The organism is Agrobacterium sp. GD03872, from assembly GCF_029840625.1.
In the GTDB taxonomy this organism is placed as follows: domain Bacteria; phylum Pseudomonadota; class Alphaproteobacteria; order Rhizobiales; family Rhizobiaceae; genus Agrobacterium; species Agrobacterium fabrum_A.
On the sequence record NZ_JAOCCY010000007.1, the window covers coordinates 74,353 to 94,899 of the forward strand.

The following is a 20,547-nucleotide window of genomic DNA, read 5'->3' on the forward strand; positions in this document are numbered from 1 at the left end:
TCCGGTTCCACGCCATAAATCGCCGTGCACCCGAAGGATGCACGGCGATTTATTTACCGGCCATCCCGGTATTTCGTTGGCGACCTTCAAGACGATTGCCTCTTGAGTCTCACGGGCCCCGCAAGCCCGCCGCAGCAAGGCTCAAGCGGGATGATTTTCGGGCGCAACTCCGCAAAGACTGTTATAAATTCCCCGCTTGCCAAGCGAGGGAGGACGTCCATGCACGATATAAGGGTCAAACGGATTTACGAGCCTGCCAGCGACGATGACGGCGCGCGCATCCTGGTGGACAGGCTCTGGCCCCGCGGCATGCGCAAGGAAACGGCACAGCTTTCGATCTGGCTGAAGGAGATCGCGCCGAGTAACGAATTGCGCAAGAATTTCTCCCATATGCCGTCGCGCTTTGCGGAGTTCACCCACCGCTATGAGGCGGAACTGTCAGCCAATCCGGACGCCGTGGCGCGCATGAAGGCATTTATGGCCGAGGGACGCGTGACGCTGCTTTATGCCGCCCATGACACGGAGCACAATCACGCCCTCGTTCTCGCGGCCTATCTCCGTTCGCGCTGAACATTCCGCCTCGCCCGCAGACCGGGCTGTTTCTCTACCCGGCAGGTTATCCGGTCTCATTCCGCCGGTTTCGAAGCCGCGTTTTCAATATAGGCGATCAGATTGTCCAGATCTTCCGGTTTGCTGATGCCGGCCAGCGCCATCTTGTTGCCGGGTATTTTCTTCTTGGGCGCGCTCAGGAAATCCCGCAATTCTTCCGGTGTCCAGACAAGGCCGTCCTCGCCGGCTTTTTTCATGCCACCCGAATAATTATAGTCGGGCACGCCGCCCGCCGCACGGCCGATAATGCCGTTAAGCTGCGGGCCGACCCTGTTTTTCGCGCCCTCGCCTATGGCGTGACAGGCGGAACAGCGCTTGAAGACCGCCTCCCCCTTGGCAACATCGCCCTCCGAAAGAGCGGGAATGGTGCCGGCCGCGAGCATCGCCGCCGCGATGATGATTATACTGCGCATCGTGTCATCCTTGTCTTGCCGCAGAAATACGGCCCGCCCGCAAATGCGGACGGGCCGGAGGGTTCTCTCTTCAGGTCGTGCCCCAGGCAGGCGTGCCCTTCTTATAGGGAACGCGGTCTTCGAAACCGCCGGGGATTTCGTCGTAAACAAGAACTTCCGTGGCGCCGATCTTCGAGGTGAAGAAACCGAGCAGCGTCAGCTGCTTGACGAGCGTGAAGGCGTGCGGCTTCGCCGGGGTCTGTTCCGCCTTGGCCTGTTTGTCCAGCGCGGAAAGCAGCGTCTGCCGCTCTGCCGCCGTCAGCTCCAGAAAGGCCTTCTTGTGTTCGGCCTGACTGCGCTTCTCGATGTCGGAAATTGCCGAGAGGAAAAGCGTCCGTTGCTCGTCGGTGTAGCAATCGGCCGCATAGACGGCCATGAATGCACCCACTTCAGCATCCTTCGCCCCCGGCGTGGAGGTACGGGGAATAATGGTTTCCGCCACCTCGTCCAGAAAGCGGATCTCCTCCGGGTTGAACACATGGCCGCCGCCGGCCTGCTTGGCGGCATTTTTCGCGGCCATGACGACATCAGCACCGATCAGCGGAAGGCCAGTGGCGATGGCTATCAGTTTCAGCAGTTCGCGTCTGTTCATCACAGGTTCCCCTTCTTCATTTCGGAGACGGCAAAATCAGCCGCACGCGCCGTCAGCGCCATATAGGTCAAAGACGGGTTGACGCAGGAGGCCGAGGTCATGCAGGCGCCGTCAGTGACAAAGACGTTGGGCGCATCCCAGACCTGGTTGTTGCCATTGAGGACGGAGGTTTTCGGGTCGCGCCCCATGCGGGCCGTTCCCATTTCGTGAATGCCCATGCCCGGCGCATAGTTGCCCTTCGAGGGTTTGACATTCTTGATGCCGACCGCCTCGAACATCTCGACCGCGTCATTGACCATGTCTTCGCGCATGTCGAGTTCATTCTGCTTCATCTCGACATTCATGGAGAGGACCGGCAGGCCCCATTTGTCCTTCTTGTCATGATCGAGTTTCACGCGGTTGTCGTGATAGGGCAGCATTTCACCGAAGGCGGTCATACCGATGGTCCAGCCGCCCGGCTCGGTCAGGGCCTCCTTGTAATCGGCGCCGATATTCAGTTCCGCGATTTCCCGTTCCCAGCGCGAACGGCTGGCCGAGCCCTGATAGCCGAAGCCGCGCAAATATTTACGCTTGTCGTCTCCCGTGTTGCGGAAACGCGGAATGTAGAAGCCCGCGGGACGACGGCCCTTGAAGTAGAAGTCCTCGAAGCCTTCCACCTGGCCGGTCGCGCCCATGCGGAAATGGTGGTCCATCACGTTATGGCCGAGTTCGCCCGAGCTGCTTCCAAGCCCGCCTTCCCAGACATCGGTGGCGGAATTCATCAGCACCCAGGTCGAGTTCAGCGTCGAGGCGTTCAGGAAGATGATATCGGCGATATATTCATAGGTCAGGTTGGTTTCTGCATCGATGATCTCGACACCGCGCGCCTTCTTGGTGACCTTGTCGTAGAGGATCTCCTTGACGATGGAGAAGGGCCGAAGCGTGAGATTGCCGGTGGCGAGTGCCGCAGGCAGCGTGGATGCCTGCGTGCTGAAATAGCCGCCGAAGGGACAGCCCAGCCGACACTTGTTGCGGAACTGACAGCGCGTGCGTTCCTGATCGGGAAGTTCCTGGGTAATGTTGGCGCAGCGCGAATTGATGAGGTGGCGCGTGCCCTTGAACGCCTTCTTCAGCCGGCTGGCCACGTCCTGCTCCACGAAATTGAGCGGAATGGGCGGCAGGAATTCACCATCAGGGAGAATGTCCAACCCCTCGCGGCTGCCGGAAATGCCGGCAAAACGTTCGACATAGTCATACCAGGGAGAGACGTCTTCATAGCGGATCGGCCAGTCGACGGCGATGCCTTCTTTCGCATTGGCCTCGAAATCGGTCTGCGACCAGCGATAGGTCTGGCGTCCCCAGAGCAGCGATCGGCCGCCAACATGATAACCACGGAACCAGTCGAAGCGCTTTTCCTCGATATAGGGCGTTTCCTGCTCATCGGCCCACATGCCGAGCGTCGCCTCTTCCAGCAGGTAATCGCGGCTGAGAACGGGATATTTCGCTTTCATTTCCTGCGTGGCGCGGTTGCGATGGGGATAGTCCCAGGCTTCCTTGTCGGCATTCTGATAGTCGGTGATGTGTTCGATGTTGCGGCCGCGCTCCAGCATCAGAACCTTCAGGCCCTTTTGCGTGAGTTCCTTTGCGGCCCAGCCTCCACTGATGCCCGAGCCGACAACAATCGCATCATAATAATTATCTGCCATGCTAACTCCTCCGATATGTGCTTGAAAAAACGACGGGACGAAGCGCTTCCCGTCGCGGCGCGGCGGAAAATGGATATGCGTCTGTCGAACCTCATGCTCCCCGCCGAAAACCACCGCCGGGGAGCGGTTCTGGTTTTACCGGCAGTGTTTACTGAATGGTCGGCAGGCGTTCGTTGAGGAACGCATTGCCCTTGGTCAGGACAGCTTCGGCATCGAGCGGAAGGTCGTGCTCAAGGATGAACCATTTTGCGCCGGCCTGTTTGGCCGCCGGCAGGATCGTTTTCCAGTCGAGAACGCCGGCGCCGAGTGTGGCGAAGCCGTGCTCGTTCTCCGCCGTGCCGGCAGGCGCATTGTCCTTGGCGTGGATGGCAAAAACCTTGCCCTTCAATGTGCCGAGGAATTCGGCCGGATCATTGCCGCTGCGCGCCACCCAGGCGACATCGACTTCGGCCTGCAGTTTCGGGCCGGCGGCATCGAGCAGCAGTTCCAGCGCCGTCTTGCCATCGAACTTGACCATTTCAAAGTCGTGGTTGTGATAGGCCATGGCGAGGCCTGCGGTGGAAAGCTTGTCGGCATAACCGCCGAGCTCCTTGCCGAAGGCGGTCCAGCCTGCGGCATCCTTCGGGCGGTCTTCCGGCTTGAGATAAGGCATGGTCACGACAAGATTGCCAACTGCCTTCTGCTCGGTGATGACCTCATCGAGGTTACCGCGCAGCTTGTCGATCGGCACATGCGAGGAAATGACCTTGATCCTGTGCTTTTCCAACAGCCTGTTCAGCTCGTTTGCACTGACCTTCTGCATATCCACCGTTTCAACGGCAGAGACGCCAGCGCGGTTGATAATGGCAAGCTGCTCCTCCAGCGTTCCGGAATTGCGCAGCGTGTACATCTGCGCGGCAATCGGCAGCGCCTTGCTGTCTTCGGCAAGAACCGGATTTGCGATACCCGCCGCCAATCCGACGACGAATGCCATGCCTGCGAATTTTGACTTGAACGTTTTCAAACGCGTAACTCCCTTTCCGTTTGATCAATGTGACGACACGCGTGCCCGCGCTTTCCCCGAACCCTTAGTCGGGTAATGCCGGGCACAGCCTCCAATGCCCTGCGTCGTCCGTCCCCGATATCCAGTGGTCTAGATGTCGATCCCTACCCAGGACGAGGTCCGGCTGGACCGGACGGCCGCATCGATGAATGCGAGACCCGCAAGGCCATCCTCTATGCTGGGGTAAATCACATCCCCGGCGGCTGTCTTTCCCTCCCTTTTTGCGATGATTGCGTCTGCGGCTTCGCGGTAGATCGTCGCAAAACCCTCGAGATATCCCTCCGGATGCCCTGACGGCACGCGGCTGACCCGATTGGCGGCCGCACCCGCGCCCGCACCGTTGCGGGTAATCAACCGCTTCGGTTCCCCGTAAGGCGTGAACCACAACTCGTCCGGCACGCGGTGGTGCCATTCCAGCCCGCCCTTTTCGCCATAGACCCGGAGCGACAGGGCGTTTTCATTGCCGACCGCGATCTGGCTTGCCCAGAGCATGCCCTTGGCGCCGCTTTCGTAACGCAAAAGAATATTGGCGCTGTCATCCAGCTGCCGTCCCGGCACGAAGGAGGTTAGATCGGCATAAAGGCTCGAGGGGATTTCACCCGTCACGAAGGCGGCGGCATTGAAGGCATGAGTGCCGATATCGCCGATTGCCCCGCCCGCGCCGGAGCGGCTCGGGTCCGTGCGCCATTCCGCGCCTTTCGCACCGGTCTTTTCGACCGCTTCGGTCAGCCAGTCCTGCGCATATTCAGCCTGGACATGGCGCAGCTTGCCGATATCGCCGTTTGCGATCATCTCCCGCATCTGCCGCAGCATGGCGTAACCGGTGTAGTTGTGCGTCAGGATGAACAGCCTGTCGGATGCCCTGACGATCTTTGCCAGTTCTGTGGCCTCTTCCAGCGTCGCGGTGACCGGCTTGTCGCAGATGACATGGATGCCGGCGTCGAGAAACGCCTTGGACGGGGCAAAATGCAGGTGATTGGGGGTGACGATGGCGACGGCCTCAATCCCGTCCACACGGCCGGCCTCGGCCGCCGCCATTTCCTCGAACGACGCATAGGAGCGCTCGGGCGCAATGCCGAGCAGCGTTGCCGAAGCGCTGGCGCGTGCCGGATCGGAAGAAAGCGCGCCGGCCACCAGTTCGTAACGGTCATCCAGCCGGGCCGCGATGCGATGCACAGCACCGATGAACGCGCCCTGACCGCCGCCGACCATGCCGAGACGAATGCGGCGGCTGTTGAATTTCGCTGTTGTGGGAGACATGGGATTTCCTTTCATAGACCGAGAAGGCGGCGGTTGGCGGCATCATCGACACCGCTTTTGGCGAAATCGTCGAAAGCCCGCTCGGTCACGCGGATGATGTGATCTTGAATGAAGCCGACACCCTCACGCGCACCGTCTTCCGGGTGTTTCAGCGCGCATTCCCATTCCAGCACCGCCCAGCCGTCGAAGTCATATTGGGTGAGCTTGGAAAACACCGCGCCGAAATCGACATGCCCGTCGCCCAGCGAACGGAAACGCCCCGGCCGGTCGACCCAGCCTTGATAACCGCCATAAACGCCGGAACGGCCGGTCGGATTGAACTCGGCATCCTTGACGTGAAAGGCGCGGATGCGCTCGTGGTAGATGTCGATGAAATCGAGATAATCCATCGCCTGAAGGACGAAGTGGGAGGGATCGTAGAGGATGTTGGCGCACGGGTGGTTACCGGTGGCTTCGAGAAAACGCTCGAAGGTGATGCCGTCATGCAGATCTTCGCCCGGATGCAATTCGTAGCAGAGATCGACGCCATTCTCCTCGAATGTATTGAGAATAGGTGTCCAGCGCTTGCCCAGCTCCGCAAAGGCCATTTCGACAAGACCCGCCGGGCGCTGCGGCCAAGGGTAAACGAAGGGCCAGGCGAGTGCGCCGGAGAAGGTGGCGTGGCTTTTGAGACCGAGATGCTGCGAGGCTTTCGCCGCATATTTCAGCTGGTTAACCGCCCATTCCTGCCGCGCGTGAGGTTTGCCGCGCAGTTCAGCGGGTGCAAAACCGTCGAACATTTCATCATAGGCCGGGTGAACGGCGACAAGCTGGCCCTGAATATGGGTCGAAAGCTCGGTGATCTCGACGCCGATCTCGGCCAGACGGCCCTTGATATCGTCGCAATAGGTCTTGGATGCAGCGGCTTTTTCAAGATCGAAGAGCCTGGGATTGGTCGGCACCTGAATGCCCTTGTAACCGAGGGAAGCCGCCCATTGGCCGAGATTGTCGAGCGTGTCGAAGGGGGCCTTTTCCCCGACAAATTGCGCGAGGAAAATCGCCGGGCCTTTGATCGTCTTCATGTCCTTACACTCCTTGCATTCACAGTCTGGCCGCTACCGATGCGGCGGGCGGCAGGGCGCGACCGAGCCGCGCACCACCAGTTCCGTATCCAGCACGATGGTTTCGGCCGTGCGTTTGCCGTTCAGCCGGTCCACCATCAGCGCCATGGCCCTGCGGCCCATTTCCTGCCGGGGCTGGCGCACCGTGGTCAGCGGCGGCTCAAAGGCATTGGCGAAAATGATGTCGTCGAAGCCGATGACGGAGACATCGGCCGGAACCGAAACGCCACGCGCCCGCAACTCGCTGATCGCGCCAATCGCCATCTGGTCGCTCGAGGCGAAGATTGCGGTGAAGGCAATGCCGCCTTCGAGAAGGCTGCCAATCGCCTGACGGCCGGCCTCGATGCTGTAATCGCCCGTCACCACCAGTTCGTCACTGTAAGTTATGCCGGCCTCGGCAAGTGCCGCGCGGTAACCGTCGAAACGCTCCTGCGCCAGACTTTCCGGAACGGGGCCGGCCAGATGCACGATCCTTTGATGCCCTGCAGCGATGAGGTGGCGCATGGCGTTGATGGAGGCGGCGCGGTTGTCCACCTTGACGGTCGGCAGCGCGAGGCCGGGCACCGTTTCCGACGCAATGACGATGGGCGGCAGCGCGTCGCCCTGATCGAGAAGCTCGGAGGGAAACTGGCCGGTCATCAGGATAAGCCCGTCGGCATGTTTCTGGCGCACCATGTCGATATGGGTCGCCACGCGGTTCTCGTCGTTGCGGGCGTCGCCCATCAGCACCTTGAAGCCCGCTTCGCCCGCCGCTTCTTCCACGCCCTTGTAGATTTCGAGATAAAACGGGTTGCCGATATCGCGAACGAGGAGGATGACGGTGTTGTTGGATTGGCGGCGGAAGCTTGCCGCCTGCGCATTGGGAACGAAGTTTGCCTGCCGCACGGCGTCGAAAACCTTCTTGCGGGTTTCCGGGCGAACCTTGTCGGGTTGTTGCAGCGCCCGCGATACGGTCGCGATGGAAACGCCCGCGAGAGCTGCCACTTCCCTGATATTCGAACCTTGGTCTTTGCTCATCTGTCACACACGCAACTGCTTTTGGCGGCCATAAAGCAGCATCAGCGCTAGCAACGTGACACCGAATATGATCTGCCGTGCCCATACATCGAGGTTGAGCGTTATCAGTACGCTTTGCAGAATGGTGAGCGCAACCGCCCCGGCCATGGTTCCGACATATCCACCCGCGCCGCCGGCAAGCGAGGTGCCGCCGATGACAACAGCGATGATCGACGGAAGCACATATTGATCGCCGACGGAGATGAAGGACGTGCCGGTGTAACCGATGACGCACACCCCGGTCAGCCCGGCAAACAGGCCGGAGAGGCCATAAAGCAGCGTGCGGATCAAAGAGACGGGCAATCCAGTGAGTGTCGCCGCCCGCTCGTTCGAACCGATGGCGTAGATGGCGAAACCGAAGGCGGTGCGGCGCAGCACGAACAGCATGATCGCGGCAATGCCCAGCCAGACGAAGAGCACACCGGGAATGCCGAAAATGAGCGGCCGGTTGATGAAACCCGCCAGCAGAGGGGCCGCCGCACCTGACGGAACACCCTGCGAATAAACGACCAGCCCGCCCTGAATGACCGCCGTCATGCCAAGCGTCATGACCAGCGGCGGAATGCGCACGAAGGTAATGCCGAGGCCGTTGATGAGGCCGATCAGGAAGGGAATGCCGCCGGCAACCAGAATGGCGAGCGGAATGCCCGCATTCTGACCGTTCATCATATTGCCGGCAAGAACGGCGCCAAGCGAAATCATCGCGCCGACGGATAGATCGATGCCTTCGCGCCCGCCAAGGATGACGAGGTTCTGACCCGCCGCGACGATGCCGAGAATGGCGGCAATCGTCAGCAGCCGCACGATCTGCGAACCCTGTGCGAAGCCGGGGGACAACAATTCGCCGACCAGCAGCAGGAAGACCGATGCACCAATGGCGATGGTCAGGGGATCGGTAAGGAGGGTTTTGATTTGCAAGCCGGGATTGGTCATATCAACGCCTCGTCACCAGAACACCGCCGGCCAGCGCCGTCAGCACGATCAAACCCTGCACCAGTGTCTGGTACTCGAAGGGCAGGCCCGCAAAGAAAATCACATTGCCGATCATGCCGAGCACCAGCGCGCCGGCAATCGACCCTGTCGAGCTGCCGAAACCGCCGGAAAGTGCGGTGCCGCCCAGAACCACGGCCGAGATGGAGGACAGCGCCAGACTCGCGCCGAGCAGCGGGTCGCCCGAGGCCGTCTCCCCCGTCAGGCAAAGCGCCGCCAGCGCCGAGAACAGACCGGAGATCATATATGCGCCGATGCGGATACCCGAAAGACGCAGACCCGTCTGGAAAGCCCCGGTGCGATTGCCGCCGACGGCCAACAGGTGCGTATGAAACGGAATGCGCGACACGATGAGGGTGAAGGCGATGCCCCCAATCAGCACCCACAGCACGAAGGGCAAACCGATGAAGCTGCCGGAATAGGTCTGCCAATAGGCCTCCGGCACCGGAAGACCCGCCTGCGGCAGCACCCAGATCGCCAGCCCGGCGAAGATGATGCCGGTGGCGAAAGTGGTGACGATCGGCTGGAAGCGCAGGCCGGATATGAAGAGGCCATTGACCAGTCCGCAGAGCAGCCCGACAGCCGCACCCGCCGCCATGCCGGCAAAGACGGCGCCTGTCGTGCCGCCGAGTGCTGCGATGACACTGACGGTGACGACATTGGCGAGCGCCACGATGCTGCCGACCGACAGATCGATATCGCCCGCCAGAATGACATAGGTCTGGCCGATGGCGACCAGGATCAGGGGCAGAAACGTCGTCAGGTTCGATTGCAGCACGGAGGGCTGAACGAAGGAGGGTTGCAGAAACGTGTTCACGGCGATGAGAAGCGCCAGTACGACGAGGGTGATGACCCATGGCTGCCTGCGCAGAAAACCGGAGGCGCTCATGCGGCATCTCCATAGGCGGCGCGGGTCATGTTTACGGATGTCATGTCGGCTCCGGTCAGTTCCGCAGAAATGCGTCCACCGTTGAACACAAGAATGCGGTCGGCATATTCGAGGATTTCCGCATCTTCAGAGGAATAGAGAAGGATGGTCGCGCCGGCGTCGGCCTGCTGCCGCATCAGCGCGAAGAGATCCGCCTTTGCGCCAAGATCGATGCCCTTGGTCGGATCGTCGAGCAGCAGCAGTTTCGGCGCGGTGGCGAGCCAGCGGGAAATGAAGATTTTCTGCTGGTTGCCGCCTGAAAGCGTGCCTATCGGCATATCCAGGCCGGCAAACTTCGTCTTCATGTCATCAGCGACCTTCTGCACGCGCGGCTTCAGCGTCGCGGGACGAACCAGCCGCATCTTTTCGCGCACCATCAGCGCCGCGACGAGATTTTCGAAGATCGACCGACCCTGAAGGGAAGCGTCACGGCCACGGTCGCCAGAGACATAGGCAAAACCACTATGAACCGCCTGCGAAGGCTTGCCGATGGTGATTTCACGACCCTCAAACCGGATTTGGCCTGAGGCAAATGGGTTGGCGCCGAAAAGACCCTTCAGCAAGGCCGACTGGCCCTGACCCTGCAAGCCGGCCAGACCGACGATTTCGCCCGGATAGGCTTCGAGAGTGACACCGCGAACACCCTCACCCGCCACATCCGCCAGCTTCAGGCTCGGCGCAGCAGCCGAACGCCCGTTCTGACGGGCAGGAGCGGCCCGAACATCCCCGACCATATCATGCACGACGGCTTCGCGCGTGGTTGCCGCCGTATCGAGCTCGGAAATCGTCGCGCCGTTGCGCATCACGGTGATGCGGTCGCAGACGGCGAAAACCTCGTCGAGACGATGGGAAATCATGATGGTGGAGACGCCGTCGGCCTTCTTGGCCCGGAGTATCTCGAAAAAGCGCTGGGACTGGCGGCCATCGAGCGCCGCTGTCGCCTCGTCCATAATCATCAGGCTGGCGTTCTGGGCGAAGACCTTGAGGATTTCGACGAGCTGGCGCTGATCGGGCGGCAGATTGCCGACGATCGCATCCGGCTCCAGCCCTTCGCCAGCCACGCCGTCAAACAGCGCGATCAGTCTCGCCGCTTCGGCCTTCTGCGCCTTGCCGTCGACAAAGATGCCACGTTTCGGCTCGCGGCCGAGAAAGATATTATCGGCGACGGAAAGCTGCGGAACGAGGCTGAGTTCCTGATAAAACAGCGCAATACCGGCATTTTCGGCGTCCCGCGGACTTTTGAAGCGCACGTCTTCGCCATTGAACCTGATCGCGCCGCTGGTCGGCGCGACAGCACCCGCAACGATCTTGCAGAGCGTGCTCTTGCCGCAGCCATTGGCGCCGAGAAGCGCGTGAATTTCACCGCGACCAACCGTCAGCCTGCCGTCGGAAAGCGCGCGCACCGCGCCAAAATTCTTCGTTATGCCGGCCGCTTCCAAAGCGTTCGCCATCGCATGTCCCCGAATGATGCTTGTCACAGGCGGCCGGCCAAGGCCGTCTCCGCACTCGAAATTGTGGTTCGGGCCAGCGTTCGCCGCCGACCCGAAACGGCTCTTACTTGAAGAACTCGCCGGCCTGTTCCGGCGTCACGGTTGCCGTGACGGACCAGTAGCCCGGCTTGCCATCGGCGGCCTTGATGTTGTCGGCAAGGTTGTCATTGCTGACGAAGGGGATCGGAATATAGATGGCGTTGCCATAGGTGCCGCCAAAAATGCCGTCCTTGAATTCCTTGCCCTGCAGCTTCAGGACAGCGACATTGAGCGCGCTGGCCATGACGCCGGGAGGATTGACCGAAGCGCCGGAATTGAACTTTTCCTTTTCCCAGCGGGTCATGAAGTCCTTGCGGATTTCACCTGTTGCGGCAATGTCCTTGGTCTTGCCGGCGGCTTCGATGGCGCGCCATGCGCCGTCCGCCATGCCGTCCTGCACCCAGACACCGCTGATATCGGGATAGGTGGCGAGCAGGTTCTGCATGGCCTGCTGGCCCTGCGCCTGATCCCAGCTCGCATTGGCTTCGTTCAGCACCTTGATGTCAGGGTATTTCTTGAACACTTCGCGGTAACCGGCGACGCGGGCTTCGTTTGCCGGGTTGCCGGCGATGCCGTTGATGGCGACGACGCTTCCCTTGCCCTTCAGCGCATCCGCAAGCCATTGCGCGGATTGCGCCGCCCATGCCTTCTGGTCGATGCCGACATAAAGCGCATCCTTCGAGGAGACTTCGGCGTCGGTGGCGATGACGAGAATATTGCGCGCCTTGGCCTGCGCGAAGATAGGATCGAAGGCGGTCGGGCTGCCGGGATTGATAAGGATCGCATCAACGCCCTGGTTCATGAAATTGCGGATATGGCCGATCTGCCCCTGCACATCGACATTGCCGCTCTGAACGACGACTTCGACCTTGACGCCCTTTTCACCCCACGCCTTTGCGGCGGCCTGGGCTTCTTCAATCATCTGCGTGCGCCATTCGCTGCCGACGAAAGAATTGGAAAGACCGATCTTGAAGCTCTGCTCCTGGGCATACGCCGACGTGCCCGCCGCCAGCACCAAAGCGGCGGCAGCCATCAAATGTCTAAACATGAAATTTGCTCCTCCAAGCACGGTTTTTAACCAATGAAACCGTTTACATCAGCAAATGTAACCGTTTTCATAAACGAGTCAATCCCGAGAATGACTTTTGTTGCGGCATCCGGAAAGAGACGGAAAAATGAATGCTGGCGGCATTGAAAACCGCGAGCAGAAGAACGAAATGCCTGTCGGTACAGTCGCAACGCCGGGCTTCGGACAAATGCCTTGAGCCTGTCTGCCCGATCAGGTTTACACTTCCCCATGACAAGGGGCTTCCCACATCAAATCGCCAACAATATCAGGCAGGAGAACGACCATGGAAATATTGCGCGCAGGAACACGGGCATCGGCGAAAGGCCCCGAGGCATGGTTCACGGGTCAGGTCCGCATCGATCCGCTTCTTAACCCCTTCGATGCTGAACGGGTGCAGGGCGCCCAGGTCACCTTCGAACCCGGCGCCCGCACCGCCTGGCACACCCATCCCCTCGGCCAGACCCTGATCGTGGTTTCCGGCCTTGGCCGGGCGCAGCGTGAGGGCGGTCCGGTGGAAGAAATCCGCCCCGGCGATGTCATATGGTTCGCTCCGGGCGAAAGACACTGGCACGGCGCCGCACCCGATGTCGCCATGACCCATATTGCGCTTCAGGAGGTTAAGGACGGCAAGGTGGTGGACTGGATGGAGCATGTGACGGACGACCAATATGGCGGCTGACGTGGCCAAGCCGGCATCGCGCGCGGCTCTTCCATGGACCGCCCGGGAATAAAGTCGCCGCAACCGCCAAAACGCCCCACTTTTGCAGCCAGCGGAAGTTTTTCGCCGGCAAAAATCGCTATAAGGTACAGCCCGCAATTCATTCGAGGAACGCGTCGTTGTCACGTTATGCCCCCCGTATCCAGCACCTGAACTGGAACCTGCTGCGAACCTTTCTGGTCATCGTCGAGGAGGGCAGCATCACGCGGGCGGCCAACCGGCTTTTCGTGCGCCAGCCCTCGGTAACCGCCGCGCTGCAAAAGCTGGAGGAAACGCTAGGGTGCCAGTTGATCCAGCGCGACAGCCGCCGTTTCGTGCTGACGGTTCAGGGCGAAATGCTTCGTCAGGAATGTGCCGAAATTTTCCTGCGGGTCGAGCGTATCGGCGAAAAACTGTCGACCGAGGCGGATGACCTCACGGGTCAGGTGCGTGTCCTCATCGTCACCAATCTCGTGCTTCCGCAGCTCGATCAGGCGCTGCGCCAGTTGCGGCGGCGTCATCCATCCGTCACCATCCGTATCGATGTCGCCAATACGCAGGATATCGTTCGCGCCATCGGCCAGAAACAGGCCCCATTCGGCATTTGCCTGCTGCCGAAACCGCTTGCCGGAATGGACTGCAAATTCCTGCTCAGGGAAACATTCGGGATTTATTGCGGTGCTTCCCATCCCTTTTACGGTCGTGGCGACATCACCATGGAGGAATTGCGGCAGGAAGCCTTCGTGGCCTTCACCTGCAGCCAGGAAGGCGGCGCGCTGGAACCGATGATCGCCCTTCGCGACGGTGTGGGGCTCGGCAAATGGACCGTCGGTTCCAGCCCACATATGGAAGAAGTCCGGCGAATGATCATCGCCGGCATCGGCGTGGGCATTCTGCCGCTGGATGCGGCGCGCGGCTTCGAGGAAGATGAGCTTTGGCAGATCCCGCTGCTTCAGGATTCGCTCGGAGCCGACGCCTATTTTCTCCGCAACCCCGATATGGACCTCGGCGGTGCCGAGCGGGCATTCCTGACGATTTTCGAAAACGAGCTTTTCGATGCGCAGGCGGCGGCGGCCCTTGTGGAAACGGGCGGCGAATAAGCGAAACGGCAAAAAGCGCGCGTACTTTTTACCGTTTCGCTGATATCGAAGTCAGTCCGCGCGGTTCGCACGCTCCAGAACGGCCTGAACCAGCACGTTAACACCGGGTTCGATGTCGGCAATCGTGACGTTCTCCGCCTCGTTATGGGAAAGACCGCCCTCGCACGGCGTGAAGATCATCGCCGTCGGCAGATATTCGGCGACATGCATGGCGTCATGCCCGGCCTCGGTAAGGAGGTCCATCGATGAATAACCGAAAGCATCGGTGGCATTGCGGATGAGTTCGATGCAGCCGGCGTCGAAATGCATGCCGCCATAAGCCCAGCCTTCCTTGACGACGATGCTGCAGCGTGACCGCTCTTCCAGCTCGGGAAGTCTCGCCTTGAAGGCTTCGAACATGGTGCTGACAACGGCATCGTCGGGGTGGCGCATGTCGCAGGTCATTTCCACGAAATTCGGCAGCGCACCGAGGAGATTGGGTTCCGCCCTGATGCGCATCGTCGTGGACTTGCCGCCGGTCTCGTGATTGGCCCAGCCGATCTCATTGATCGCCAGCGTCACCTCGGCGGCACCCACCAGCGCGTTCCTGCGTGCCGGCATCGGCGTCGGGCCGACATGGCCGGTCTCGCCATGCACTTCCACCACGAAACCGCGCACGCCGAAAGCACCGGTGACGATGCCGAGTTGTTTGGCCGCTGCCTCCAATCGTGGCCCCTGTTCGATATGCAGTTCGAACAGACTGTCGAAAGCCTCCGCCGAAATCGCGTCTTTACCCTTGAAGCCGATGCGCTCCAGCTCGCCGCCAAGCGTAAAGCCATCGCGATCCCTGCGGGAATAAGCAAATTCCGCCGCCTTGGCGCCGGTAAAAACCGCCGAGCCGATCATCGGCGGCTCGAAACGCGCGCCCTCCTCATTGGTCCAGTTCACAAGGGTGATCGGCCGGCGTGTGGCAATTGCATGGTCGTTCAGCGTGCGCACGAGTTCCAGCCCGGCCAGCACGCCCAGAATACCGTCGAAGCGGCCGCCATGAACCTGCGTGTCGAGGTGGCTGCCGACCAGCACGGGCTTCGCATCCGCATCGGTTCCCGCCCGTTCGGCGAAGATATTGCCGACGGCGTCGATCCTGACCGTCAGGCCCGCCTCCTCGCACCAGTGAATGAACTGGTGGCGCATCGCCGCATCCTCGTCGGAAAGCGCCAGCCGCTTCAGGCCGCCCTTTTCGGTCGCACCGATTTCGGCGGAACGCATCAGCGTCGCCCAAAGGCGTGACATGTCCGGCCGGATATTGCTCAATCTCTTCATTTCGGTCCCCTGTTATGGTCTCGCGGCAGCAATGCCCCGGCGTAACCGGCAGCCCGCAGACGACCTCTTTTCAGTCCGTGGAGTGACAAAGGGGATAAGACCAAACCGGAAAATTCAAAAATAGATAGATTCGATACTTAGAATAAGAGTGACGGCTTTTCCGGCCGAAAAAGAAATTTCAGCCGCTCAAAAGACAGGCAGGAACTGCGCAGCCAACCGGCAAAGAAAAACAGCACCTGCGATATTTCCATGATTTTATTATCTATTTCAAAATTCATAGACGGTGTCGGAACGTCCGAAAATGCCCAGGATTTGGTCTATAGCGCGGCCCTATGGAAGAAATCTGCATTATCTATTTGTCGAGAGCCTCCCGCTTTCCCATCATTGCGCAAAACAGGGGAACATCGCAGCATGTCGGACTGACGGAGAGAACCGAAAACGGTTGCTCCGCCAGAAATGGCTATCGTCATCTCTTGCCTCCGGCATGAGGCCGCTCCGCTTCGTCGTTTCCCCGTTTTCCTTCACAGCAACATAAAGGGGAATGTTCATGCAAGGGGAAACCGCACTCGTGGGCTCCGTCGAGAAACAGCCGGTTGGCGTTCGGCGGATCGCCGTCGCAAGCGTCATCGGCACCACTGTCGAGTGGTACGATCTTTTCGTCTTCGCCACCGCTTCGGCGCTGGTCTTCAACAAGGTCTTCTTTCCGAGCTTCGACGCAATCGTCGGCACGCTTCTGGCCTTCGGCACCTTCGCCTCGGCCTATCTCGCCCGCATCGTCGGCGCAGCACTTTTCGGTCATTTCGGCGACCGGGTCGGCCGCAAGTCGATGCTGCTCGTCTCGCTAGTAATGATGGGTGTGGCAACCTTCGCCATCGGCCTTCTGCCGAATTACGAACAGATCGGCGTCTGGGCGCCCATCCTGCTTCTGGCGCTGCGCGTCGTGCAGGGTCTGGCGCTCGGCGGCGAATGGGGCGGGGCGGTGCTGATGGCGGTGGAACATGCACCGCAGAACCGGCGCGGCCTTTATGGCTCCTGGGTGCAGATCGGCGTTCCGGCCGGCACATTGATCGCCAACCTCGCTTTCCTCGCCATCGGTTTTTCAATGACGCCGGAAGACCTGATTTCCTGGGGCTGGCGCATTCCGTTCCTCGTCAGCATTCTTCTGGTCGCCGTCGGCGCTTATGTCCGGCTCAACACCGCCGAAACCCCGTCCTTCGCCAAGGTGAAGACGGAAGAGGCGACCGTGCGCGTGCCCTTCTTCGAACTGCTTTCCAAATCCTGGAAAACGGTTCTTCTCGGCGGCATCGCCACCATGTCCACCGGATCGTCCTTCAACCTCATCGTCGCCTTCGGTCTGAGCTATGGCACGCAGGCGCTCAACATCTCCCGCAATGAGATGCTGGTAATCGTGCTGATTTCCTGCACGGCGTGTATTTTCCTCTTGCCGCTCTTCGGCCTGCTTTCCGACAGGATCGGCCGCCGGCCGGTCATTCTCGGCGGCATTCTGGCCGAAGCGCTCGTCGCTTTCCCGATGTTCTGGCTGATGGATACCGCCACCTTTGCCGGCGCACTTGCAGGCTACCTGCTGATGATGACGGCCTTTGCCGCCAATTACGGCCCGATCGCCACCTTCCTCGCCGAACTTTTCGGCACCAAGGTCCGCTATTCCGGCCTGTCCATCGCCTATATGCTTTCAGGCGTTCTGGGCAGCGCGCTTACTCCCGTCATCACCACATGGCTGCTTTCCGCCACCGGCAGCGGCGCATCCGTCGCCTGGTACATGATCGGCTCCGCCCTGCTCTCGGCCGTCGCCCTGCTGGCGCTGACCGAGACCGTGAAACGCGATCTGGCCAAGACCAACTGATCCATATTGCCATATCACAGACGCCGGCCCCCGCGCCGGCGTCTTTCTTTTGGAGACACTCATGGAAAGTCCCGACACAATCAACGAGGCGCTCGAACTGCTCCGGAGCGTCGAGACAGCGACGATCGGCCATTTCAGGTCGGATGGTTTCATGGATCCGGCGATGCAATGCGTGATCGACGGCGTTCGCATCGCCGGTCGCGCATTGACCGTCAGCCTGCCGGGAGACGACGGAACGGCGCTTCCGCATGCCCTCTCCCGCGCCATGCCCGGCGACATCCTCGTCATCGAGCGGCTGGGCGACGACCGGCACGCCTGCTGGGGCGCGGTCATGACCGCCGCAGCGCTCGCGCGTGGTGTCACCGCCGTCATCCTCGATGGCTACGTCACCGATATCGGCTCGATCCGCAGCGCCGGCCTGCCGGTCTGGTGCCGCGGGCGCTCCCCCGTCACCACCAAGCTCGGAGGACGGGGAAATGTCGCGGGGCCGGTGGTCTGCGGCGGGGTCAGGGTTCAGAACGGCGATATCGTGCTGGCCGACGAAAATGGCGTCTGCATCCTGCCGCCGGGGGAGGCATTGGCAATAGCACGGCAGGCTCTCGCCATTCAGGAAAAGGAGCCCGGCATCGTCGCAAGGCTCGAAAAAGGGGAAGATATCGTGGCGGTTTATGGACTTTCACCGCTGGAACAGTCCACGTAAAACCGGCCTGCAATCTTGCACTCCGGGAAATGCATGTGGGCGCGTCAGCCGATCCGGCCGACGCGCCCTTTTTCATGCCCGCCTGCCCTCAGAGGACAGCAAGGCACTCGATTTCGATATCGAAAGGTAAGGACCAGGGTTTGATGGTTGCCGAGGTGCGCGCCGGAAACCCGGCTGCGAAATATTCGCGGTATATGTCGTTGACTGTTCCCATCAGCGCTGCATCGGTGACATACACGGTGGTCTTGATCACATCTTCGAAAGTGGCGCCCGCTGCGGCCAGTGTCACCCGCAGGGCTTCCAGCGAGGCCCGGGTCTGGGCGGCGATATCGCCCCTGACGATGTCGCCCGTCGCAAGATCGACGGGCGGCATGCCGCAAGTGGCGATGATGTTGCCGGAGCGGACAAGCGCCGAGGTCGGCGCGCCCAGCCGGCGGATCGCCTCTGAAACCACCGGCACTTCAAGGATTTCGCGTTTAGCCATGTCTGTCATCCTTTTCCGTTCAGCGTCGCAGCTTCATAAACCATGGTGGCCGTCGCAAGATCGGCGAGCGCGGTTCCGACAGCCTTATAGAGCGTGATCTCATCATCGCTACTGCGTGCAAACCGGTTTGCCCTGCAAAGTCCGGCGAGCGTCGACCTGACGCTCTCCTCCGAAAACAGACCCGCCTTGATCGGCTGAACGAGATCGCCCGCTTCGTGCAGCGCTTCCTCCGTATCGATAAAGACCGAGGCGCGGCCTATGGCTTCGTCATCCGCCTCGCGCATGCCGGGCGTGAAGCCGCCGATGAGATCGACATGCGTGCCGGGGCGCAGCCACGCGCCCCGGATGAGCGGCGTGGTGGCGAGCGTCGCGGCACTGACAATATCGGCTTCGGCAACCGCCCTTTCCAGATCATCGACCACCGTGGCGGCAAGCCCCGATGCCTCTATGCTTTGCGCCAGCCGCTCGGCATTGCCGCGATCGATATCCCAGACCGCCACCTGCTCGAGCGGTCTGACGGCCCGATAGGCGTCGGGAATGAGGCTCGCGACACGGCCGGCGCCCAGCACCAGAAGCCGGCTGGCATTCTTGCGCGCAAGATAATCCGCTGCAAGCGCCGACGCCGCAACAGTCCGGCGGCCGGTGATGACATTACCGTCCAGCGTGGCCAGCTGAATGCCGGTCTGCGCATCATAAAGCATATAGGTGGAGGTCAATCCCGGCAGGTTTCTGCCGGCGTTTCCGGGAAAGACGGTGACGATCTTGATCCCGAGATAACGCGATGACTGGCGTGCGCCGTGCCAGGCGGGCATCAGCAGCAGGGTCGCGGCCGCCTCATCCTGCACCTCGATCGTGTGATGGTGGCGGACCGGCATTTCGCAGCCTTCCGTAAAGGCGGTGGAAAGCGCCTTGATCAGCCCGTCGAACGGCAAGAGATCGGCTGTTTCCTGTGAATTGATCGTAAGCATATGCGCCTCCCTTCGGCTTCTTGGCGGAGGCCAAAATGGCGCAAGTGACGACGCTTTATAACGCCGAATCTCGCTATGATAAAAATAGGCTGGAGCAGCGACTAGCGGGGCGCATGCCGCGACAGAAGCCGTCGCCGCAGCAGGGCTTCCAGCCATTCCGCAAAGACCTGCAGCCGCCGCGACAGGTGCTGGCGATGCGGATAAAGCAAGGTCATCGGCATCGGCTCGGCCCGATGGGCCGGCATGACCTCGATGAGTTCGCCGCTCTCCAGATGCGGCCCGACATCGTAAGCCGGTATCTGGATCAGGCCGAGGCCGGCGAGACAGCAGGCGATATAGGCCTCGGCATTGTTGACGGTGACGCGGCCGCGCATCGAAAGCGAATGCAGCGCCTCGCCTTCCACCCACTCCCAGTTTTCCACCCGCCCGCTGGAGGGCGAAGCGTAATTGACGGCCCAGTGGCGGGAGAGATCGTGAGGTGTTTTCGGCGTTCCATGACGCGCCAGATAGGAGGGGCTTGCGACATTGATCAGCGGCAGCTTGCCGATCGGCCGCGCGATCAGGCCGGAATCGCTGAGCGGGCCGACGCGCAGCACGCAATCGATATTGTCTTCCACCAGATCGACGGCGCGGTCGGTAACGCCGAGGCCTATGTCGATCTGCGGATAAAGGTCGAGAAATTCCGGCAGCGCCGGTGCGATGACCAGCCGGCCGATCCGGCCCGGCACGTCAATCCGCAGCCGGCCCGAAGGCTGCGCCGCCGTCTGCCGGAAAAGATTTTCCGCGTCCTCGACATCGGCGATCAGCCGCTGGCAGCGCTCGTAAAAGGCCGAACCATCCTCGGTCGGCGAAACCTTGCGCGTCGTGCGGTTCAGCAGCCGCGCACCGACGCGCCCTTCCAGTTCCTGCACCGCCGCCGAAACCGAAGAGCGCGGTATGCCGAGCGTATCGGCGGCCCGCGTGAAGCTCGCGCAGTCGACGACGCGCGTGAAGATACGGAACAGATCGATACGGTCCAACCGGGAACATCCTATTGTGCGGACTTCCTGACAGGTCATGTCAGAATGAGCGCCTTTATCACGAAATACTAGACGATATCCTGCACCAACAAAAGCGGCCA

General features: G+C 61.0%; 20 protein-coding genes. 5 read left to right on the plus strand and 15 right to left on the minus strand.

Features of this window, described 5'->3' with window-relative positions; all coding sequences use genetic code 11:
- Positions 1-219: 219 nt before the first annotated feature.
- Positions 220-570, plus strand: coding sequence for a DUF488 domain-containing protein (locus N5D22_RS17075; RefSeq protein ID WP_279657051.1), 351 nt, complete (start codon positions 220-222; stop codon positions 568-570).
- Positions 571-626: 56 nt separating this feature from the next.
- Here the strand turns inward: N5D22_RS17075 and N5D22_RS17080 are convergent, their stop codons facing one another.
- The 11 genes from N5D22_RS17080 to N5D22_RS17130 all read right to left on the minus strand — a co-directional run bounded on the left by N5D22_RS17080 (position 627) and on the right by N5D22_RS17130 (position 12,291).
- Positions 627-1,022 carry a cytochrome c family protein gene (locus N5D22_RS17080; protein WP_279657052.1) on the minus strand — a complete coding sequence of 132 codons (396 nt, stop codon included), beginning with the start codon at positions 1,020-1,022 and terminating at the stop codon, positions 627-629.
- Positions 1,023-1,092: 70 nt separating this feature from the next.
- Complete coding sequence (locus N5D22_RS17085; RefSeq protein ID WP_279657053.1) at positions 1,093-1,653, minus strand: gluconate 2-dehydrogenase subunit 3 family protein; 561 nt, start codon at positions 1,651-1,653, stop codon at positions 1,093-1,095.
- A complete protein-coding gene (locus N5D22_RS17090; RefSeq protein ID WP_279657054.1) occupies positions 1,653-3,338 on the minus strand; it encodes a GMC family oxidoreductase in 1,686 nt (561 codons plus the stop codon). The genes N5D22_RS17085 and N5D22_RS17090 overlap by 1 nt, the downstream gene beginning before the upstream one ends.
- A 148-nt stretch (positions 3,339-3,486) precedes the next feature.
- Positions 3,487-4,341 (minus strand): sugar phosphate isomerase/epimerase, encoded by an 855-nt coding sequence (locus N5D22_RS17095; RefSeq protein ID WP_279657055.1) that lies wholly within the window; start codon positions 4,339-4,341, stop codon positions 3,487-3,489.
- Positions 4,342-4,470: 129 nt separating this feature from the next.
- Positions 4,471-5,640, minus strand: coding sequence for a Gfo/Idh/MocA family oxidoreductase (locus N5D22_RS17100; protein WP_279657056.1), 1,170 nt, complete (start codon positions 5,638-5,640; stop codon positions 4,471-4,473).
- An 11-nt stretch (positions 5,641-5,651) separates the two neighbouring features.
- Complete coding sequence (locus N5D22_RS17105) at positions 5,652-6,701, minus strand: sugar phosphate isomerase/epimerase (RefSeq protein WP_279657057.1); 1,050 nt, start codon at positions 6,699-6,701, stop codon at positions 5,652-5,654.
- Positions 6,702-6,734: 33 nt separating this feature from the next.
- Positions 6,735-7,757, minus strand: a complete 1,023-nt coding sequence (locus N5D22_RS17110; RefSeq protein WP_279657058.1) for a LacI family DNA-binding transcriptional regulator — start codon at positions 7,755-7,757, stop codon at positions 6,735-6,737.
- Positions 7,758-7,760: 3 nt separating this feature from the next.
- On the minus strand, positions 7,761-8,729 hold the full coding sequence (locus tag N5D22_RS17115) for an ABC transporter permease (RefSeq protein WP_065117786.1): 969 nt from the start codon (positions 8,727-8,729) through the stop codon (positions 7,761-7,763).
- 1 nt (position 8,730) lies between these two features.
- A complete protein-coding gene (locus N5D22_RS17120) occupies positions 8,731-9,675 on the minus strand; it encodes an ABC transporter permease (RefSeq protein WP_046800969.1) in 945 nt (314 codons plus the stop codon).
- A complete protein-coding gene (locus tag N5D22_RS17125; protein WP_279657060.1) occupies positions 9,672-11,165 on the minus strand; it encodes a sugar ABC transporter ATP-binding protein in 1,494 nt (497 codons plus the stop codon). Before N5D22_RS17125 ends, N5D22_RS17120 begins: the two co-directional genes overlap by 4 nt.
- 103 nt (positions 11,166-11,268) lie before the next feature.
- Complete coding sequence (locus tag N5D22_RS17130; protein ID WP_149900807.1) at positions 11,269-12,291, minus strand: substrate-binding domain-containing protein; 1,023 nt, start codon at positions 12,289-12,291, stop codon at positions 11,269-11,271.
- Between the two features lie 304 nt (positions 12,292-12,595).
- Between N5D22_RS17130 and N5D22_RS17135 the strand changes: the two genes are divergently transcribed.
- Positions 12,596-12,991, plus strand: coding sequence for a cupin domain-containing protein (locus N5D22_RS17135; RefSeq protein WP_279657062.1), 396 nt, complete (start codon positions 12,596-12,598; stop codon positions 12,989-12,991).
- 158 nt (positions 12,992-13,149) lie between these two features.
- On the plus strand, positions 13,150-14,109 hold the full coding sequence (locus N5D22_RS17140; protein WP_142781261.1) for a LysR family transcriptional regulator: 960 nt from the start codon (positions 13,150-13,152) through the stop codon (positions 14,107-14,109).
- Positions 14,110-14,160: 51 nt separating this feature from the next.
- Here N5D22_RS17140 and N5D22_RS17145 read toward each other — a convergent pair whose 3' ends face one another.
- On the minus strand, positions 14,161-15,411 hold the full coding sequence (locus tag N5D22_RS17145) for a Zn-dependent hydrolase (protein WP_279657063.1): 1,251 nt from the start codon (positions 15,409-15,411) through the stop codon (positions 14,161-14,163).
- Between the two features lie 547 nt (positions 15,412-15,958).
- On the opposite strand from N5D22_RS17145, the gene N5D22_RS17150 reads away from it, so the two are divergent.
- Positions 15,959-17,275, plus strand: coding sequence for an MFS transporter (locus N5D22_RS17150; RefSeq protein WP_279657064.1), 1,317 nt, complete (start codon positions 15,959-15,961; stop codon positions 17,273-17,275).
- A gap of 61 nt (positions 17,276-17,336) precedes the next feature.
- On the plus strand, positions 17,337-17,975 hold the full coding sequence (locus tag N5D22_RS17155; protein WP_279657065.1) for an RraA family protein: 639 nt from the start codon (positions 17,337-17,339) through the stop codon (positions 17,973-17,975).
- Between the two features lie 88 nt (positions 17,976-18,063).
- On the opposite strand, the gene N5D22_RS17160 is transcribed toward N5D22_RS17155, so the two are convergent.
- The 3 genes from N5D22_RS17160 to N5D22_RS17170 all read right to left on the minus strand — a co-directional run bounded on the left by N5D22_RS17160 (position 18,064) and on the right by N5D22_RS17170 (position 20,446).
- Positions 18,064-18,468, minus strand: coding sequence for a Rid family hydrolase (locus N5D22_RS17160; protein WP_279657066.1), 405 nt, complete (start codon positions 18,466-18,468; stop codon positions 18,064-18,066).
- Complete coding sequence (locus tag N5D22_RS17165; RefSeq protein WP_279657067.1) at positions 18,465-19,427, minus strand: ornithine cyclodeaminase family protein; 963 nt, start codon at positions 19,425-19,427, stop codon at positions 18,465-18,467. Before N5D22_RS17165 ends, N5D22_RS17160 begins: the two co-directional genes overlap by 4 nt.
- Before the next feature lie 101 nt (positions 19,428-19,528).
- A complete protein-coding gene (locus N5D22_RS17170) occupies positions 19,529-20,446 on the minus strand; it encodes a LysR family transcriptional regulator (protein ID WP_279657068.1) in 918 nt (305 codons plus the stop codon).
- Between the last annotated feature and the right edge of the window lie 101 nt (positions 20,447-20,547).

Excerpts from the sequence above, each read along its gene's own strand:
- N5D22_RS17080 (WP_279657052.1), bottom strand. The coding sequence starts at position 1,022 with ATGCGCAGTATAATCATCATCGCGGCGGCGATGCTCGCGGCCGGCACC.
- N5D22_RS17145 (WP_279657063.1), bottom strand. The coding sequence starts at position 15,411 with ATGAAGAGATTGAGCAATATCCGGCCGGACATGTCACGCCTTTGGGCG.
- N5D22_RS17155 (WP_279657065.1), top strand. The coding sequence starts at position 17,337 with ATGGAAAGTCCCGACACAATCAACGAGGCGCTCGAACTGCTCCGGAGC.
- N5D22_RS17150 (WP_279657064.1), top strand. The coding sequence starts at position 15,959 with ATGCAAGGGGAAACCGCACTCGTGGGCTCCGTCGAGAAACAGCCGGTT.
- N5D22_RS17135 (WP_279657062.1), top strand. The coding sequence starts at position 12,596 with ATGGAAATATTGCGCGCAGGAACACGGGCATCGGCGAAAGGCCCCGAG.
- N5D22_RS17075 (WP_279657051.1), top strand. The coding sequence starts at position 220 with ATGCACGATATAAGGGTCAAACGGATTTACGAGCCTGCCAGCGACGAT.
- N5D22_RS17160 (WP_279657066.1), bottom strand. The coding sequence starts at position 18,468 with ATGACAGACATGGCTAAACGCGAAATCCTTGAAGTGCCGGTGGTTTCA.
- N5D22_RS17115 (WP_065117786.1), bottom strand. The coding sequence starts at position 8,729 with ATGACCAATCCCGGCTTGCAAATCAAAACCCTCCTTACCGATCCCCTG.
- N5D22_RS17130 (WP_149900807.1), bottom strand. The coding sequence starts at position 12,291 with ATGTTTAGACATTTGATGGCTGCCGCCGCTTTGGTGCTGGCGGCGGGC.
- N5D22_RS17090 (WP_279657054.1), bottom strand. The coding sequence starts at position 3,338 with ATGGCAGATAATTATTATGATGCGATTGTTGTCGGCTCGGGCATCAGT.
- N5D22_RS17110 (WP_279657058.1), bottom strand. The coding sequence starts at position 7,757 with ATGAGCAAAGACCAAGGTTCGAATATCAGGGAAGTGGCAGCTCTCGCG.
- N5D22_RS17165 (WP_279657067.1), bottom strand. The coding sequence starts at position 19,427 with ATGCTTACGATCAATTCACAGGAAACAGCCGATCTCTTGCCGTTCGAC.
- N5D22_RS17125 (WP_279657060.1), bottom strand. The coding sequence starts at position 11,165 with ATGGCGAACGCTTTGGAAGCGGCCGGCATAACGAAGAATTTTGGCGCG.
- N5D22_RS17120 (WP_046800969.1), bottom strand. The coding sequence starts at position 9,675 with ATGAGCGCCTCCGGTTTTCTGCGCAGGCAGCCATGGGTCATCACCCTC.
- N5D22_RS17085 (WP_279657053.1), bottom strand. The coding sequence starts at position 1,653 with ATGAACAGACGCGAACTGCTGAAACTGATAGCCATCGCCACTGGCCTT.
- N5D22_RS17105 (WP_279657057.1), bottom strand. The coding sequence starts at position 6,701 with ATGAAGACGATCAAAGGCCCGGCGATTTTCCTCGCGCAATTTGTCGGG.
- N5D22_RS17100 (WP_279657056.1), bottom strand. The coding sequence starts at position 5,640 with ATGTCTCCCACAACAGCGAAATTCAACAGCCGCCGCATTCGTCTCGGC.